19 protein-coding genes are annotated in these 17,055 nt (G+C 70.9%); all 19 read right to left on the bottom strand.

Going from position 1 to position 17,055, the window contains the following annotated elements; translation table 11 throughout:
• On the bottom strand, positions 1-448 hold a 448-nt coding region (locus AB0M39_RS38335), incomplete at its 3' end, for a hypothetical protein (protein WP_365372695.1).
• Between the two features lie 110 nt (positions 449-558).
• Complete coding sequence (locus tag AB0M39_RS38330; RefSeq protein WP_365372692.1) at positions 559-1,008, bottom strand: hypothetical protein; 450 nt, start codon at positions 1,006-1,008, stop codon at positions 559-561.
• An 11-nt stretch (positions 1,009-1,019) separates the two neighbouring features.
• On the bottom strand, positions 1,020-2,888 hold the full coding sequence (locus tag AB0M39_RS38325) for a hypothetical protein (RefSeq protein WP_365372689.1): 1,869 nt from the start codon (positions 2,886-2,888) through the stop codon (positions 1,020-1,022).
• A 16-nt stretch (positions 2,889-2,904) separates the two neighbouring features.
• Positions 2,905-4,179 (bottom strand): hypothetical protein, encoded by a 1,275-nt coding sequence (locus AB0M39_RS38320; RefSeq protein ID WP_365372686.1) that lies wholly within the window; start codon positions 4,177-4,179, stop codon positions 2,905-2,907.
• 3 nt (positions 4,180-4,182) lie between these two features.
• Positions 4,183-4,419 (bottom strand): hypothetical protein, encoded by a 237-nt coding sequence (locus tag AB0M39_RS38315; protein WP_365372683.1) that lies wholly within the window; start codon positions 4,417-4,419, stop codon positions 4,183-4,185.
• Positions 4,419-5,825 carry a hypothetical protein gene (locus tag AB0M39_RS38310; RefSeq protein WP_365372681.1) on the bottom strand — a complete coding sequence of 469 codons (1,407 nt, stop codon included), beginning with the start codon at positions 5,823-5,825 and terminating at the stop codon, positions 4,419-4,421. Before AB0M39_RS38310 ends, AB0M39_RS38315 begins: the two co-directional genes overlap by 1 nt.
• An 8-nt stretch (positions 5,826-5,833) precedes the next feature.
• Positions 5,834-10,045, bottom strand: coding sequence for a hypothetical protein (locus AB0M39_RS38305; RefSeq protein ID WP_365372678.1), 4,212 nt, complete (start codon positions 10,043-10,045; stop codon positions 5,834-5,836).
• Between the two features lie 108 nt (positions 10,046-10,153).
• Positions 10,154-10,723, bottom strand: coding sequence for a hypothetical protein (locus AB0M39_RS38300; RefSeq protein WP_365372676.1), 570 nt, complete (start codon positions 10,721-10,723; stop codon positions 10,154-10,156).
• Positions 10,723-11,226 (bottom strand): hypothetical protein, encoded by a 504-nt coding sequence (locus tag AB0M39_RS38295; protein WP_365372674.1) that lies wholly within the window; start codon positions 11,224-11,226, stop codon positions 10,723-10,725. The genes AB0M39_RS38300 and AB0M39_RS38295 overlap by 1 nt, the downstream gene beginning before the upstream one ends.
• Positions 11,227-11,347: 121 nt before the next feature.
• Complete coding sequence (locus AB0M39_RS38290) at positions 11,348-11,590, bottom strand: hypothetical protein (RefSeq protein WP_365372671.1); 243 nt, start codon at positions 11,588-11,590, stop codon at positions 11,348-11,350.
• Between the two features lie 56 nt (positions 11,591-11,646).
• Positions 11,647-12,108 (bottom strand): HK97 gp10 family phage protein, encoded by a 462-nt coding sequence (locus AB0M39_RS38285; RefSeq protein WP_365372669.1) that lies wholly within the window; start codon positions 12,106-12,108, stop codon positions 11,647-11,649.
• Positions 12,109-12,227: 119 nt separating this feature from the next.
• Positions 12,228-13,151, bottom strand: coding sequence for a site-specific integrase (locus tag AB0M39_RS38280; RefSeq protein ID WP_365372666.1), 924 nt, complete (start codon positions 13,149-13,151; stop codon positions 12,228-12,230).
• A gap of 242 nt (positions 13,152-13,393) precedes the next feature.
• A complete protein-coding gene (locus tag AB0M39_RS38275) occupies positions 13,394-14,107 on the bottom strand; it encodes a hypothetical protein (RefSeq protein ID WP_365372663.1) in 714 nt (237 codons plus the stop codon).
• A 68-nt stretch (positions 14,108-14,175) separates the two neighbouring features.
• Positions 14,176-14,526, bottom strand: coding sequence for a hypothetical protein (locus tag AB0M39_RS38270; protein WP_365372661.1), 351 nt, complete (start codon positions 14,524-14,526; stop codon positions 14,176-14,178).
• Positions 14,527-14,560: 34 nt separating this feature from the next.
• On the bottom strand, positions 14,561-14,839 hold the full coding sequence (locus AB0M39_RS38265) for a hypothetical protein (RefSeq protein WP_365372658.1): 279 nt from the start codon (positions 14,837-14,839) through the stop codon (positions 14,561-14,563).
• Positions 14,836-15,633: a hypothetical protein gene (locus AB0M39_RS38260; protein ID WP_365372656.1), complete on the bottom strand. Its 798-nt coding sequence runs from the start codon at positions 15,631-15,633 to the stop codon at positions 14,836-14,838. The genes AB0M39_RS38265 and AB0M39_RS38260 overlap by 4 nt, the downstream gene beginning before the upstream one ends.
• Positions 15,630-16,091 (bottom strand): hypothetical protein, encoded by a 462-nt coding sequence (locus AB0M39_RS38255; protein ID WP_365372653.1) that lies wholly within the window; start codon positions 16,089-16,091, stop codon positions 15,630-15,632. Before AB0M39_RS38255 ends, AB0M39_RS38260 begins: the two co-directional genes overlap by 4 nt.
• Positions 16,088-16,441 carry a hypothetical protein gene (locus AB0M39_RS38250; RefSeq protein WP_365372650.1) on the bottom strand — a complete coding sequence of 118 codons (354 nt, stop codon included), beginning with the start codon at positions 16,439-16,441 and terminating at the stop codon, positions 16,088-16,090. Before AB0M39_RS38250 ends, AB0M39_RS38255 begins: the two co-directional genes overlap by 4 nt.
• A complete protein-coding gene (locus AB0M39_RS38245) occupies positions 16,438-16,788 on the bottom strand; it encodes a hypothetical protein (RefSeq protein ID WP_365372648.1) in 351 nt (116 codons plus the stop codon). Before AB0M39_RS38245 ends, AB0M39_RS38250 begins: the two co-directional genes overlap by 4 nt.
• Positions 16,789-17,055: the final 267 nt, after the last annotated feature.

The raw sequence follows: 17,055 nt of genomic DNA, 5'->3' as shown, positions 1-17,055 counted from the left end.
TTTGGGGGGGGGTGCCCGGCTGCGGGTGGCCGGGGCGGCCAGCCTCGGCCGGGTACGGCCTGTCGGTGGGGATGAGCGGGCCGTCGAGGTGGAGCGGCTGGTCGAACAGCCGCTGCGCCGTGGGGTTGTCGGCCGCGATCAGCGACAGGTGGTGGTCCATGCTGCTCACCTCCTGCGCCAGCCCGTGGAACACCACGCGCTCGCTCCCGTCCGGAGCCACCCGCGTCAGGATCAGCACGTCCAGCAGCGGCACCACGCTCCGCAGCAGCTCACGCGCCCGCTGCTCCCGGTCGGCGTGCTCGGGGTCGCTGGCGTCGCCCAGCCCCTGCTCCCAGTACAGCCGCGCCAGGCGAACCGCCCCCTCGGTCACCCCGAGGTGCTGGCCGGTGTGCTGCCAACCCACCGGTGTCGTCTCGCCGTTCAGCCGCCTTACGTACGCCTTCAGCATCTCGTCTACTCCTGGACTTCGCCAACGGGGATCGTGGGGGATCGTGGCAGCGTAGCGTCACCGGCCATATACGGAAGGCGCCGGACAGCCCGTCACCCGATCGTGGATCCCTACGCCGGAGGCTTCGGCCACAGGGGGCCGGGCTCGTTGCCCATCGTCTCCCGCACGGACAGCGAGGTCAGCCCGACCATCGCCGTGAAGTCGTCCGTCACCCACGGCACCTCGCTCAGCCAGCCCGCCAGCTTCTCGCCCAGCGTCCACACCACGCCCGGCTTCGGCACCCGGTTGGACCTCCACACGACCATCCCCGGCACGTCCGCCGTGGGGTCCATGGCCCCGCAGGGAACCGGCATGGACACCGACAGGACGCTGGCCGCCGCGTTGTCGGTGATGTCCTTGTACGTGAAGTCCAGGCCCTCGCGCATCAGCGCAGCCTGAAGCGATTCGCGCAGACCGTCCAGCGAGCCGTCCCCCACCAGGTCGCAGCCCGGCCAGTCGCCCGACTGGAGCACGATGCGGAACACCGCGTCCCCGAAGTACGTACGCGTCCTCTCAGCCATGTCCCTGCTCCTCAGCCCTGGTTGCCGACGACGAGGTTCCGGTAGCCCGCGTAGAACCCGTACTGCGTGTTCTCCGGGTGCAGCTCCTCCTTCTCGATCGCGAAGTACGGCCCCCGCCACAGGCTGTTCGTCACCGTCGCGGTGTAGTTGGTGCCGCTGCCCAGCGTCCGCCGCCACGTGATCGTCGTCGGCGTGACCGTCAGCAGGTACGTGTTCCACACGTCCGCCGCGATGGCCGGGGTCGTGACCTCGGTCAGCTGCGTGAAGGCGCCCGTGGCGTCCCAGACGCCGATGCCGATCGCGCCGGTGTTCCGCTGCCACACGCGGTACCCCTGGCGCTGGGGCGTCGCCATGCCCGCCGGGTTCCCGTCCGACCCGTTCCAGGCGAACGTCGTCCGGTCGTCGGGCATCCCGAACAGGAGCCCGATCTTCCCCGTCGCGCCGACGGGGAGCTGGTCGAACAGCATCTCCAGCTGAACGGTGTAGGTGTTGGGCTGCTTCAGCGGGCAGTGCCAGCCGCACAGGATCGACGGAGCGCCGCCGCCCTCGCCCCACCGGCTGGGGATGTACAGGCCGTCCGGCGCGACCGGCGCGCCGGAGGTCGGCGACACGTTGCAGAAGCCACGCGGCAGGTTGCCGGTCACGTTGCCCTGGTCGGTGGAGTGGGTGAGCTGCCCCACCCCCATCCGCCGCCGCGACCACGGGTCGTCCAGCGTGCGGTAGTCGAACTCCGCGGACGGGCCGCGCGTGTAGACCGGGTCGTGCCCGAGGAAGCCCCGGATGCCCAGCGTCTCCATCCGCGTGCGGTGCACGTGACGGCTCGCGCCCCACATCAGGACGTGGATGCCCGCGTTCTTGTACGCGTTGAACACGCTGTCCGCGTAGTAGTGCGACAGCGCCACCCACGACACCCCGGCGGCCGTCAGCTGGAGCGTGGTGAACGGCAGGTCGGCGTCGTTCCAGGTGCCCTGGTGGTTGATCATCAGCATCGGCTCGACGTTGCCGTTCAGCACCGTCGTGGCGTTGGCCAGGTCGTTGACCCCGATGAACGCCCAGTCCTCCGCGCAGTACTGGCGGACCGCACGGAGCGCCGCCTGCACGTTGACCGACTCCGTGTTGTGGACCTCCCCCGCGTCCGAGCAGTCCAGGAGGCAGACCGTCTTCCCGTCGGCGATCCGCAGGGCGTCCGTCACGAGCATCTGCTGGTACTCCGGGGCCAGCCACCCGTACCAGCCCGACTGCCACACGCGCGAAGGGCTGGCCGCCACGGCCGGGAAGGGGTTGTTCACGTCCGACGGGTTGTTGATCATCGCCTTGACGGTGGCCGAGTCCAGGTACTTCGCGTGCTTGGACTCGTAGATCTTGGAGCGGTTCACCGACATCAGGCCGGTGTTGTACTCCGCGACCCACATCGCGCCGTCGCCGGTCGCCGCGCACATCATGTGCGTGATGTCGATCTTGTTCGCGATGCAGTACTCCAGGCCGTACGGGGAGTTGAACGGGTTGAGCAGCCCAGCCATGGCCCACGCCCCCGTCACCTCCGGCGCAGGCGGCAGGTTCGAGATCTTCAGGCCGCACGTCGTGCCGCCTCCGCCCCCCTCCCCGGCCGTGGCGAAGAGACCGTTGTCCCCGCCGAAGCCCAGCGCGTTGTCCGCGTCCCGGCTGACGAACGCCTGGATGGTCCCGGTGGCCTCGTCGTACGTCAGCCCCGGGCCCAGATTCGCCGCCACACAGGCGGCGATGCCCGCGCAGCCGGTCTTGCCCTCGTAGCTGACGCCGACCGTGAAGGGCGACCCCGGCGAGCCGTTGCCGCTGACGAACACGGGCGACGAGCCCACCACCAGGCAGGAGCACCCGGCGGCGCATCCGCACCTTGCCATGCTGGTTCCTTTCAGATCATCCGGCGTCCGAGCGCGGGTGAAGCGTCACCCGCGCCTGGGCGTTGAGGGCGGTGTCCTCGTACTTGGACAGGACCTCGATGCACAGGCCGGTCGGGCACGTGAAGACCGGCCACTCGAAGGTCCGCCCCTGAGGGCCGTAGATGGTCGGCGTGGACGTGGAGCTGCCCGCCGTGCCCGACGGGCAGTTGACCGTGGCCCGCTGGATACGGCCGTCGACCGTGAGCGTGGACCCGGCCGGGAGATAGCCGATGCTGATGTCCAGGCAGGCCGAGCACGGGTCGGTCACCTGGTCGCACTCCAGGCCCTGCGGGTTGGCCCAGAAGCGGACCGTGAGGCGGCGCATGGCCTTGCTCCCGGTGCGGACCTCGATGATCGGCACCGTCTCCAGCCACTCCGGCACGTCCAGCGGCGACAGCGACAGCCGCGAGCGGTAGAAGTTCCCCTTCCCCTTGGGATAGCAGGGGCTGATGGGCACCGGCGGCGCGGGCGGCAGCGGCGGATCTGCGCAGGTCGGGTCGGCCAGGCAGGGCTTCGGCTGCGGGCACTGGGTGTAGACCGTGTCCGGATCGAACGCGGTCAGCCGGTCCCCGGAGGACAGGGCCACCCAGTCCGTCAGCGTCACCAGGGGCTCGCGGAAGATCCACGGCTTGCCCGCCGCCAGCGTGAAAGTCGTGGTCGCCATGACCAGGCCGGTGCTGCTGTACTGCGTCTGGTTCACGGTCGGCCCCTCCAGGAGGCCGACGTCGAACAGGTGCCGCAGCTCGGTGTCGCCGTCGTCGCCGCCGCCCAGCGTCTCGCCGGGGCAGGCGGAGAACATGCAGAGCTGGTCGCCCCGGCACGTCGCGCTCGTGCACGCGCCGCCGCGCAGCGCCGTGGCCAGCCACTCCAGTCCGTAGCTCAGGGCCGCGTCGTTCTGCGCCACCAGCAGCACCGTGTAGGCCACCTCCCGGTGGGTGCGGCGCAGCACCCCCAGCGCCGACCCGTCACCGATCAGCGCAGACGGGCTCCGGGCGATGGGGTTCGCCTGGAAGCCGGTGACCCCCAGGCCCAGCACCCCGAGGAACTGCCCCGACTGCGGCTGGGCCGGGTCGTACCAGGGGGCCTCGTTGTCCGCGTCCACCGGCGACATGTACGGCATGTCGTCCAGCGCCGTCGTCAGGCTGTCGCACGGCTCGCAGTCGATCCGCAGCCCGGCGTTCCCCGCGTAGGCGATGGCACGGGCGGAGTTGATGATCTCCTGCCCGGCCAGGTCGGCGTATCCCTCCCACATGGCTTACTCCACCTCGCCGAAGGGGCACGCCACGGCCTCGCCCGAAGGCCACCGCGCCCACACTCGCTCGTCCGTGTCCGGGTGCGGCAGCGCCCGGTACAGCTCCCCGCCGTGCTCGAAGATCAGGAACTCGCTGGAGCCGCCGCCGGTGGCCCCGGCCGCGACCCGCCCGAGCATCAGCGCCGCCCGCTCCGGCCCGCGCGCCGCCGCCATCCGCCCCGGCACATCCCGCCTGCTCATCAGGTGTCCACCTCCGCCAGCTCGCTGAGCGGCACAAGGCTGATCCCGATGGCCTCGCCGCCGTCCGTCCAGGCCCCGCTCACCCGCGACAGGCGCATGGCCTGGGTGATCTGCTGGCAGTACCCGACCGTCGCCACGTCGATCCGCTCCCCGGGGACCAGCTCCCGCACCGTGAGAGGCGCGGTCGTGGAGAGCTGCGCGCCGTCCTGGACGGTGATCCCGATCGGAGTGGGCCACCGGCCCTTGATGGCTTCCTTCGCCTCCGTGAGCAGCACCTCGGCGATCTCCGCCCGCTCCTCGGCGGCGATGCCGTCGTTGCTGTCCTCCATCTCCTGCTCGTAGTCCTTGCGGATGTCGTCGATCCGGTCGTCGCGCAGCTTCCGCCGGGCCTCCGCGGCCTTCCTCTCGGCGACCGTGTTCGGCCCCTCCAGGATGTTGTCCAGGTCGTTGTTCGCGTCGGTCCGCTCCGCCTTGATCCGGTCGTCCCGCCGCTTGGCGATGGCCGCCTTGCGGGCCTTCTCCTCCGCGTCGGTCTCCACGTCGACCCTCGGCTGGTCCCGCACGATCTGGTCGATACGCCCGCAGACTGCGGAACTCGCCTTGATCGCGGTGCTCATGGTGATGCCGTTCTCGTTGCTCGACTGCGACGTGGCGTAGACGCGGGTCGCGGTGTCGGTGCCGTCGCGGCTGACCTGGATGCCGCCGGGCAGGTCGTCCGGGGTCAGCCGCGCCCGCGCCCTGGTGGACGATCCGGCCGGGGGCCGCATCACCAGACGGCGGCCGACCGTCGTCCACTCGAAGCCCTTGGCCGCCATGTTGTTCACGATGTTCAGGACCGTGTCCGACCACACCGCCCGCCGGTTCAGCTTCACCTTCGTCTTCGCCACGGTCGTGGTCAGGTACGGCAGCAGCCCCGGCCAGTCCTTGGTCGGCGTGGACAGGGCCGAGTCGTTGAGGTTGGCGGTGATGAAGGCACGGGCGATGGTGACCGGGTCCGCGCCGCTCTTGTAGTTCAGGAGGTGGGTGTTCACCAGCCGCGAAAGCCACGCGCTGATGTCCATGGCGTCGATGGTCACCGTCGACATGTCCTCGGTGACGTTGGTGATCGGGCCCTGCCAGACCAGCTCCGCGTCCCGGTAGATGCTCAGCTCGTGGCACCAGGGGTGGATCGCCCCGAGCAGTCCGCAGCACTCTTCGGCCATGCTCGCCTTGGTGATCACGATCTTGCCGGGCGCGGTCTCCGTCAGCCGCCGCTCCCACTGCACGTCGGCCAGCCGGTCGTCCAGGAGGTTCGGGGGGATGTAGACGCGGGAGCCCCCGCGCCAGTGGACGGCCGCGCTGTACGTGAGGGCGCAGCCGAGCTGGGCGGTCGGGTCGTATGGGGCCTCGGGGAAGGTGTCTGTCATCGCGCTCCCTACGGCAGACTCGGGCCGAGATGGCGCGTCAGCTCACCGGCGAACATGGTCGCCAGCAGGCCGGGGTCGGTGGCCCTGGACTGGAGCGTGACGGGCGCGTTGACGGTGGTGGTGTGCTGCTGGATGACGCCCTTGCGCTCCAGCAGGCCCAGGAGCCCGGACTCGCGGGCGAGCTGGACCGCGCGGTCCGGCCGGGTCAGGGGGATCACGACCTCCTTGCCGGCCTCGCCGATCAGCGCCCGCGTGGCGACCGTGACGACGCCGCCGTCCGCGAACGGGAGCAGGTCGCGGACGGGGCCGGGCAGACCGGCCTTGATCTTGTTGACGATCGTCGCGCCGACGTTGCCCATCGCGGCGGCGATCTTGCCGGGCAGGCCCTTGAAGAACCCGACGATGCCCGAGATGAGCGAGCTGACCGCCGACCGCGCCGACGCGGCCGCCGAGCTGAACACCCCGGCGATCCGCGACCCGATGCTGGTGATCGTGGAGACGATCCGGCCGGGGAGCTGGGAGAAGAAGCTGGTGACGCCGGAGACGAGCGAGCTGACCGCCGACGTGGCCTGGGACTTGGCCGAGCTGAAGACGGACGACACCCGCCCGGGGATGGCCGCGATGGCGGACCCGATCCGGCCGGGCAGCGAGGAGAAGAAGCTGACCGCCGAGGAGATGAAGCTGGTGACGGCGTTCTTCGCCGAGTTGAACGCGCTGGTGAAGACGCTCATGATCATGGAGCCCAGCGACGACAGCGCGGAGACGATCTTCCCCGGCAGCTCGGTGAAGACGTAGATGATCCCGGCGAGGGCCGTGAGGAGGGCGATGGCCACGGCGGCCACGGCCGACGTGAACACGTCGAGGAGGAGGCCGGGCAGCGCCGCCAGCCCGGCCACGATCCGGCCGGGCAGCGCGGTGAAGAACCCGATCACGGCGTTGATGCCGGTGGTGACGGCGGCGACCGCGCCGTTGAACGCGCCGGTGAAGAACTCGCCGATCATCGATGCGAACGAGGACAGCGCCCCGACGATCATGCCGGGCAGGCCGGTGATGAACCGCAGCGCGGCGGCGATGCCGGACACCAGCCCGGCCAGCACCGTGACCACCAGCTTGATGACGGGCACGACGACGTTGATGATCGTCCAGGAGGCGAACGCTGCGGCCACCTTGAGGATCGGCGCGGCCACGGAGACCATCGCGGAGACGATGGGGACCATCGCCTCGACCAGCTCGGCGATGGGCGGGAGCAGCGGGAGCAGCGCCTGGACGATGGCGTCGAACGCCTCGACCACCGGCGGCAGCACGGGCAGCAGCGCCGAGAGGATCTGGTTGACCAGCGGCACCAGCGCGGTCACGACCCGGGTCAAAGCGCCACCAACCGCCACAAGAAGGGGCGTAAGGGACTGCGCCGCCTGGGCCAGCGCGCCGCCGATGGCGGACGCGAGCTGGTTGATCACGGGCAGGATCGGCGTGACGATCTGGACGAGCTGGACCAGGATCTGCGTCAGCGGTCCGAGCAGCGGCGTGACGAGCTGGATGGCCGCCCCGAAGACCGTGGCCAGGAGCGAGCCGACCTGGGTCAGGATGGGGGCCAGCGCGCCGCCGAGCTGGGCGACGAACGGGGCGATGGCGGCGACGAGCTGCGCGAAGGCGGGGGCGATCGCGCCGGTCAGAACCGAGACGAGTGCCACCAGGGGCGGCAGAATCGCGCGAAGCGCATCGCCGACCGCCGTGCCCAGCATGGCCGCGACCGGCCCCAGCGACGCCGCCAGGCCGTTGAACGCGCCGGTCAGGACCGGGATCAGCGGGGTGAGGACGTCCGCGAGGGCGTGGATGATCGGCCCGAGCAGCGCGCCGATGACCTGGAGCGCGTTGCCGAGGATGGAGTTGAACAGGATCGCGAGCTGGGTGATCAGCGGCAGGATGGGCTGGATCGCGGCGCGGACGGCGTTGATCACCTGCGTCAGCCCGTTCAGCGCGCCGCCGCCCCCGGCCGCCAGCGCCCCGAACAGATCCCCGAACAGGCCGGTCAGCGCGGAGACGAACGCCCCCAGCTCCCGGAAAGTAGTGAGCGCGTTCTCCACCCAGGCGACCGCCTGGCCGGACTTGGAGGCGTTGGTCAGGAAGTTCCCGAGCTTCGCCCCCGCCCCGGCGATGGCGTTCCCGGCGCGGGTGCCGAAGGCGTCGGAGATGGTCCCGGCCAGGTTGGTGAACCCGGCGATGACCGGCCCCAGCGCGGCGGCCAGGCCCTTGGTCGCCTGATCGGTGCCGGTCATGATCCCCGTGACCGACTTGACGCCCTGCCCGGACTTCAGGAAGTTCCCGATCCGGGCGGTGGCCAGCCCGAAGTTCGAGGCGACGTTGGTCAGGCCGGTCTTGAGGGGACCGCCGAGCGCCTTGGCCACGCCGCTGATCTGGCCGGTGAGCTGCTTGAAGAACGCGTCCTGGACCGAGGTCTTCAGCTGGTCGAACGCGGGCTTCAGTCCCCGCAGTTCGCGGGCGGTCTTCTGCGCCTCGGGGCTCAGCTTCTCCAGTGCCTTGGTGAAGGCCTCGGCGTCGTCGCCGAGCGCCGCCCCGAACGCTGTCCCCACCCCCGAGAGGGCGATCTTGAGGGCGGCACTGGCCACGACCATGCCGCCGATGACGGCCGGTCCGGCGGCGATGATTCCCAGCGCCGGGGCCAGCGACGCCACGAAGGAGGCGACGGCCGCCGCCGCCGACAGGAACAGCCCGGCCAGCGAGCCGACCTTGAGGAGCCCCCCGAGCGCCCCGCCGACCTTCCCGGCCAGGCCCGTGACGCGGGACATGGCACGCGAGAAGCGGTTGGTGTCGGCGTCGATGTCGACGCGCAGAGTCGGCGAGTTGTGCGCCCGCAGCGCCGCGTCCAGCCGCGTCAGGTCCGGATCCACGCGGATGGAGATGGGGGGCAGGCCGCGGAGCGCCCGCTCCAGGTCCCGCCGGAACCGGGTCGCGTCGGCCTGCGCCCGCACCTGGATGTTGCCCAGCGCCCGCAGGTCCCGGTTGAGCTGCGCCTGGAACCGGGCCACGTTGGGCCGGACCCTGACGAACACCTCCATCGTGCGGACCGCGCGCTGGAGCCGCGCCTGGAAGCCCGTCAGGTCCGGCTCCACCGGGATGTCCAGCCGGATGCCACGGATCGCGCGCTGGAGCTGCGTCGCGAAGGCGCTCGTCTCGGGGTCCACCCGGACGTGCGCGGCCAGTCCCCGCAGAACGGCGTCCAGGCGGGCGCGGAAGGTCGTCGCGTCCGGCGTGACCACGATGTTCGCCTGGACCGTGCGGGCCATCGCGATCACGGCGGCCTGGAACCGGGCCACGTCCGGCGTCGTGACCACCGTCGCCGCCATCGTGCGCAGCGCCCGGTTCAGCCGCGCCTGGAACCGGCTCGTGTCCGGGTCCACGCGGACCGACCCGGTCATCCCCCGCAGCGCCGTGTCCAGCGTGGTCCGGAACCGGTCCACGTCCGGCGTCGTGCGGATCTCCGCCGTGGTCGCGCGGGCCATCGCCGTGACGGCCGCCTGGAAGCGGGCGACGTCGGGGCCGGTGTCGACCGTGGCCCTCACGGAGCGCAGCGCCCGGTCGAGCGCGGCCTGGAACCGACTGGTCTCCGGGTCCACGCGGACGGATCCGGTGACGCCGCGCAGCGCAGCGTCCACGCTGGCCCGGAAGCGGTCCGCGTCCGGTGTCGTGCGGATCTCGGCCGTCGTGGCGCGGGCCATCGCCGTGACGGCCGCCTGGAAGCGGACCGTGTCCGGCGTGACGACCGCGCTGGCCGTCAGGCCGCGCAGCGCCCGGTCGAGCTGGGTACGGAAGCGGGTGGTGTCCGGCGCGACCGGCACGTCCACCCCGCCCAGTCCGCGCAGTTGGCGGGCGAGGTCGGTACGGAAGGCCTCGGAGTCCGGGTTGACCCGGATGCTGGTGGCCTGGAGCTGGCGCAGCTCGCGGGTGAGCTGGGTCTGGAAGCGGCTGGTGTCGGGGTCGACCTTGACGGAGACCGACACGTTGCGCATCGCCTTGCGCAGGTCCCGGCTGATGCGCCGCCCGGCGTCCTTGCCCGCGTTGCGGACCGCCCGCTGGAGCGCCTCGTCCAGGGCTTCACCGGCGTCGCGACCGGCGGCGCGGAGGTCCTGCTTGAGCTGAGAGGTGAACGTGCCGATCTCGGCGGTGATGGTGACTGACGCGCGCCCGACCTCACCTGCCACCGCTGCCTCCGAGCATGACGAACCTCAAGGGTTCGCCCGGCCCATCAACCAGCGGCGATCACGTACTGCGACACCAGGCTACAGGCGGTCACCGTCCCGGTCAGGAAGTCACCCGCCTCCGCCCGCCAGCTCGCCGAACGCCTTCTCCCACGCGGCGGCCTGATCGGCCTTGCTGAAGCCGGGGCGCAGCGTCCGGCCGCGTGCCGGGGAGACCTTGGGCGGGGCGTAGAGCTGAGCGTCCAGCTTCCGCATGTCCTTCTCCTCCTGGCACCCCGACCGCAGCCACGCCAGCGCGGCGGCGCACACGCGGTGGGCGGGGGCGGCGGCCGGGTCGAAGCCGACCGTCACCGTCCACGCCGCGAACAGGTCCCAGTGCTCCTGCGCGGTCGCCGTCAGGCGGGAGGCGACGTGCCAGTCCAGCCCGTACACGGGCTTCGCCAGGCCCATGGCCAGCCGCCAGCACGTCCGCAGGCCCACCGGCCCGTACGCGTCGCCGAGCTGGGCGTACATGGCGTCCTGGGAGGGCTCGTCCAGAGAGCCGGGCACCAGCCGGAACCAGTTGCCGGTCGCCGCCCACGCGCACACCTCAAGTCCATCTGCGGGGATGAGGAGGGTGTACGGCTCGCCCTCCAGCCGGAACGTGACCGGCCCGGAGTCGACCGGCCCCAGCCGGTGCATCAGGCGCGGGCGGCCGTGCGCTTGGCCGCCGTCTTCTTCGCGGCGGCCGTGGTCTTCTTGGCCACGGCCTTCCGCGCGCCCGGCTTCTTGCTGCTGGGCTTGCGGTCCTCGGGCTGCTTGATCGGGTTCTCGATGCCCAGCTCCTCGTACCCCTTGTCGAGAAGGGGGGCGTACTGCTTGTAGACCCGCTGGACCGTGTCCACGAGGAAGGCGATGGAGAGGTGGCGGTCGTACGGGCTGATGACCCGCTCCACGATGTCGGCCGTGTCGTCGGGGTCGAAGCACGCGGCGACGAGCTGGGTGATCACCTCCTCCTGGAGGGCCGGGTCCTCGGCCTCCTGGGCCCTGGCCTGGATGCGCCCGAGGAGCATCGGCAGGGAGTCCTTGGGGCAGCGGACCACGTACTCCTTGCCGCCCATCTTCACGACCCCGGTCGGTAGTTGTTCCGGCTGGTACTCGTCGTCGGCGTCCAGGTAGAAGTCGAACTGGGCGGTCTCGGCCACGGTGTCTCCCACGGTGCGTAGCAGCGGATGTACTCAGCGTAGCCACCCGGCCGGGCGGGAGGCCGGGCGGCCGGGCCGACGATCCACGCAGAACGGGGCGCAGGCCATCATCCATCTGCCGTCAGGACGGCCCGGTCGGGGCGCGGAGCTGATAGTCCGGGCACTTGCCGGGGTCGCCCCAGGGCGCAGCGTGCGGTTCCGTGCTCCCGCACCAGGGGCATGGCAGCACGGGGCGGGCCTGGCTTCCCTCGACGCCGCAGTGGCCGACGTCGCCGAATTCGGCGGAGCTGTAGACGAGGACGGCCGGACGACCGCAGGTGCACAACTCTCCGGGCGCGGCGGGACGTTCTGCAGAGTCGGTCATGCCGGAAGCCTGCCAGACAGCCCACTCGGTTTCACGCCCGCGATGGGCCCGGCGGTCTAGGTGTAGACCACTGAGTCGTTGACGGGCCAGGGAGAGGCGGCGCGGAGGGCGTTGAGCAGGTACCGGTTGGGGCGCTGGCCGCGCACCTGGCGCGCGAACACCAGGTTGCCCCGGCCGGGCGCGGTGGTCCGGGCGTTGCGCGCCTCGAACACCAGGTACTTCCCGCGCTTGGGGCGGATGGGCTGGCCCTTGGGCCCGTAGACGCCGGTGCCCTCGTGCACGTACAGCCCGTACTCCAGGCCGGTGTAGACCCATGCCTTCACGTGGCCGGAGGTGTACTCCATGTGTACCCGCAACGAGCCGCGCAGGGGCCCGTTGTCCACGGGGGCGATAGCGCGGGCGATGTTCGCCGTCTGGTCGGCCACGCGGCGCACCAGCCGTGCGACGTCGCCGTCCGGGGAGCGCAGCAGCCGCTCGATCTCCGGCTCGTTGAAGGTGATGTCGATCCGTACGCCCATGGACCCATGATGCCCATCCGCGTGGACAAGACTGCGCCCCCCGGTGGATGGGAGTTCGGCCGGGGGGCGGAGCCGGTGGGGCCCGCGCGCTGGAGTGGGACGCCCGGACTGGTGCCAGCCTAGCGGCTCATCAGGCTGCCGACCTGCACCATGAAGGCGGCGACCTCTTCTGGTCCGGGTTGGCTGTAGCGGCTGACCATCTTGTCCGTGAGGTGACCGGAGATGGCCCGCAGCATGGCCGAGCTGGTGCCGTCGCGCCCGCCCACGTGGGTCAGGCGGGAGTGGCGGATGCGGTGCGGCCGGGCGATGCCGGTCAGCTCCTTGTAGACGATCCGCGCGCGGTGGGCGGTGAGCCGGTACAGGTTGTCCGGCCCTTTGTCCTCTTCGGGCCTTTCGCGCCAATTCCAAGGTTGAACTTCACCCAGCCATACAGGGCCACACGTCCTGTTCCCGATGTATTCCCACAGGAGTTCGTCGGTCGGCGGAGTCCAGACGATATACCGAGTGTCACCGCCCTTTACTCTGAGTGGCGCAAAGCATTGCCCGCGTTCGAGGTCGGGTACGTTCAGCTTCAGGGTGGCCGAAAGGCGCTCGCTGCTGTCATAGAGCACCGACCACAGGGTCCGCTCCCGCAGCGGGTACCGGTCGGGGTTGAAGAACGTAGCCACGGTGGACTGAGGAAGGGCGCGGGACCGGTCGGTCGGCACCGGCCGGGGCGTCCAGAGCCTGGGCGGCTCGGCCGTGGTGAGCGGCGGCTCGCAGTCCCGGCAGAACTTGAGGAACGAAATGGCGGCGCGGCGGCCGGAGTTGTAGGTCTCGGCCGCCGACTGCGCCCAGTAGTGGCCGCAGGTCTTGTACCAGTCCTGGCCGGTGATCTCCCGGACGGGGGTCTGGTGGCCGAAGCGCTTGGCGTACATGTTCAGCTTGATGCGGTACGTGCGCGGGGTGCCGGAGCCCGGCTTGAAGGCGTGGACCGTGGCCCACTCCAGGTACTCGTCGATCGCTGCCGAGAGCGGCTGGGCGACAGGGGCGGCGGAGGTCATGCGGGCCTCCGCGGCTTACGATCGCTCTCACAGAACTCGGAGGAAACTTTTCCGGTCATTGTCTCCGTGGGCAGGCCGCCCGTTTCCAGGGCGGCCATCTCTCCGCAATCAATCTGCGCAGATCGGCAATGTCGTCGCCTATTCGGCAACTCGGTGCAGTAGGTCACGGAGGAAACTTAATACGTTTCCTCCGTGCCCAGGTCAAAGGCTTCTAAGGTGGCGCTAATCACGCCCCTTTTGGCTCACTTTGAACCCTCCGTCTCGGACAGTACCGGATTCAGATCCCAGCCCAGTCCTTTTGCCACCGTTCGCGCCAGCTTCTGCGCCGCCCCAGGGTCCGGCGCCGCCACCTTCACCGCCCATACGGCCGTCCCCTCCGGCAGATTGAACTCCTCCGGCCGGGCGATGGCCGCACGGATGATCACCTCGCGCTCGTGCAGCTCGCCCTTCCCGCATTGGCACTCCCCGGCGTACACCTCCTTGAGCGCCATCCGGCCGTTCAGCCAGTACGTGATCCACATCGCCCGCTGCGGCGGGTGCTTCCGCCCGGCGGACAGGTCGATCTCGATCGTCGTGCCGGGTGCGATCTCCGGCACCACGGCCGTGTGCGTCGGCGTCTCGGGCATCCTGTGCTTCTCCTCGTCCCATGCCTCCCGGCGCACCGCGCCGCTCTCGGTCAGCAGCCACAGCTCGTCGGGGGTGTCGGTCGGGCGGGGCGGCATCTTGTGCGCCGCCCTGCGCCACACCACCATGTAGCCCGTCAGGTCCGCCCCCGGGAAGGCCACATCCGACCCGGCCGGGCCGGACTGCCCGCTGCTCATGAAGTACGCCGGGCTGGCCTGCTTCCGAGCGCGGGTCTGGAGCGCCACGCTGGCGCGCTCCACAGACGGGAACTCCTCCATCGGCGTCACGGTCTCGGCACCGAGCGACAGCCGGTGCAACGTGTAGACGGTCATGCGGTCCACTCCTTTGGGTACTGCCCTTGCCAGCGGCCGACCACGAACTGGTCGGCCGCGCCCTCCTCTTATCGGCCGGTGGGCCGGAGGCTGATCGACCAGATCCACTCGTCGGCGCACTTGTCGGCCGCCTCACGGTCGGCGTAGTCGTACCTGCCGTTCCGGCCGTCGTTCCAGACCTCCACCGCGTAGCGGACCTCGGCCGCCCGAGGGTCCCTGAAACAGGTCACGGACACCTCCTGCTGGCGGCCGCCGCCGTGGTGGCGCTCGCCGCCGGTGACGCAGGAGAGCACCCTGCACCGGGAGATCGCTTCCTCGATCTCGCGCAGGTAGCTCTCGTCCTCCACATGGCACGGCTCGTTGTAGCCGTACGGGGCGAGGTTGCGTACCGGCGGCAGGGTCAGCTTGGTGATGGTCATGCGTCCGCTCCCAGGTGTGCGATGAGTTGGTCGGTCATTTGGTCCACTCCTCCGGGTAGGTCTCCTGCCAGCGGCTCGTCACGAGCTGATCGGCCGCGCCTTCCTTGTCGCTCTCCTCCTCTACTTCCCAGCCCTTGAGCAGGCACAGGGCAATCCGCAGGCCTTCGACCACGCCGTTGTAGTGCACCCGCTCGACGTACAACGTCGCGTCGTTGAGGAGCTTGTTGCGGGCTCGGTAGAACCGGACCGCCTCGTCGGCGACCTGCTCCACGGCCTGGTCGACGTCCGTCGCCGGACCCTCGCTGGCGGTCATGCGGTCCGCCCCTTCTTGATCCGGTCGTACATGGCGCGCCGCGCCGCGTTCTCCTGGGCCATCTCCAGCGCGTCCGGGCGGGGGTGCTCCCAGTCGTCGTCCTCGATCAGCGTCACCCACGGGGGTGGGGCCGCTTCCAGGAAGGCGGTGAACTGCTCGTCGCACCACGGCGGCACCCACGCCCCGGACCGACAGAGGTAGATCGCGTCGTACACGTGCTCCGAGCGGGAGCCGTCGTCCACCCGCCGATCCACGGGGACCAGCGGCTCCGGCTCCACGCGCCCCACCTCGCCGCGCCAGGCCGGGTAGATCACCTCCAGGCGGGAGCCCATGTCGTAGTGGTGCAGCATCCAGTCCTCGCACGTCAGCACGCCGCGCGCCTTCCACGCCTCAAAGGAGCCGGTCGCCGTGTAGCCGCAGTCGTGGTGGGCGTCGTACAGAGTGACCAGATCCCACCGGTCCTCGAACCCCCACTCCTCGTCCAGCCCGAGGGTGCTCGGCATGATGCGCCCGGCGTGCAGATTGCTGTCGCCGTAGTACAGGCTGACGCCGTCCTCGCTCCACTCGAAGCGGTCCCAGAACCCCTCCCACCCGGCGACCTGCGGCAGCTCCAGACCGTTGGACAGGAACCCGCTGGCGCGGTTGGACCAGACGAGCTGCGACTGGTGGAACGGGGTCTCGCTGTGGTCCCAGAGGTACAGGGCGACGTGCTCGAACTCCTCGAACCGGGCGCTCATCGCCGGGTTCGGGAAGAAGAAGTCCCAGTCCACCACGAGCAACTTCGGGCCTCTCATGCCTCACCCCTCCAGGTCGGCACGTGGATCGCGTTCGAGTCGGACTCGTGGAACCGGTAGCCGTCGGGGTGGTGCGCCTCGTGCAGGTCCGGCTCTTCGTGCTTGCAGCCGACCGGCCTGCCCTGCTCGTCCACGTTGACGGGGTCCAGCACGTCGCAGAACACGACCTCCCCGTCCGGCCGGAGCAGCGCCCACGGGCAGCCCCGGTCGGTGAACACTTTGGCGTCCAGGCCGTCCCTGGCGAGCAGGTCGCGCGGCGCCAGCAGCATCGGCGCCAGCACCGCCATCACCAGCTTCTCCGCCTCCTCGTGCGATCCGGCGGTCAGGCCGATCACGTTCTCCAGCGCCCTGGCGTACGCCTCATTGGTCACCTGCGCCAACTGCTCCGGCAGGTGCAGGCGCAGGGCGCGCCGCCTCGACAGCAGCGCCCTGCTCAACACGTCCTCGAAGTCGCTCATACCGTGCCCTCCTCTTCATCTGCGTGGATCGCCCCGCCCAGTACGCGCTCCACGAAGTCACACGACATTCGCAGAGCCCAGCCCGGCCAGCGTGTGGGCCGGTCCATGGGGTTGCCGGGCCCCGGCCGCCGGGAGAAGTCCCGGCAGGCCAGCACGTCGTACTCCCACGAGCCGTCGCGCTGCGGCTCGCTGTCCACCACCACGGCGGTACCGCCGGGCACCGTGGCCGCCCACCGCTGGCCCGAGTGCCAGACCCTGTCTCCGTGCGGCAGCGGGTGCACCACGCCATGTGGACTCTTCGCCGCCGACGTGACCTGAGCCAGCCGCTCTTCCAGTTCCTCGTCCGTCATGGCGTCGCCTCTCCCTTGCGGAGCGCGTCGTACGCCTCGCGCCGCAGCCGCTCGAACTCCTCGGGGTGACGACCGCGGAGCATCGTGTCCGCGAGCTCACCGGCCTGCTCCCAGGCGTCGTCGTCCTGGACGCTGGCCTTCTTGTCCGCGACGGCCACCGCCCGGCGGGCGGTGGCGTAGTACGTCGCGGCTCCCTGCACGCCCGTCAGGGGCAGCCCCATCTCCTTCCACTGCCACGCCTCCCGGCCGACGATGAGCCCGCCTTCGGCCATCCGGTCGAACAGCCGCTCCGCCGCCGGGTAGTCGATGACCGTCCGCGCCCAGCGCGCGCCCTCGTCCGCCGTCATGCGGCCTTCCTGGAGGCCGTGCAGCCGGGCGCACGCGAGCAGCGTCTCCGGCCGGGTGGCGACCGGCTGGCGGCCACTGTCGAGGACCGTGAGGATCTGCTCCTTGGTCGGAGTCGGCTTCCCCTCCGGCGGCGGGGGGGGGGGGCCCCCCCGCGGGGGGCGGGGGCCCCGCCCCCCCGGCCGGGCCCGCCCGCCGGCGCGGGGGGGGGGGGGGGCGAGGGGGGCGGGGGGGGGTAGGAAGGTAGGGGCGGGAGGGGGGCGCGAGCG

This window comes from Streptomyces sp. NPDC051907, from assembly GCF_040681075.1.
In the GTDB taxonomy this organism is placed as follows: domain Bacteria; phylum Actinomycetota; class Actinomycetes; order Streptomycetales; family Streptomycetaceae; genus Streptomyces.
Note: the sequence above shows the minus strand (reverse complement) of the source record. Positions and strands in the feature narration are given on the sequence as shown.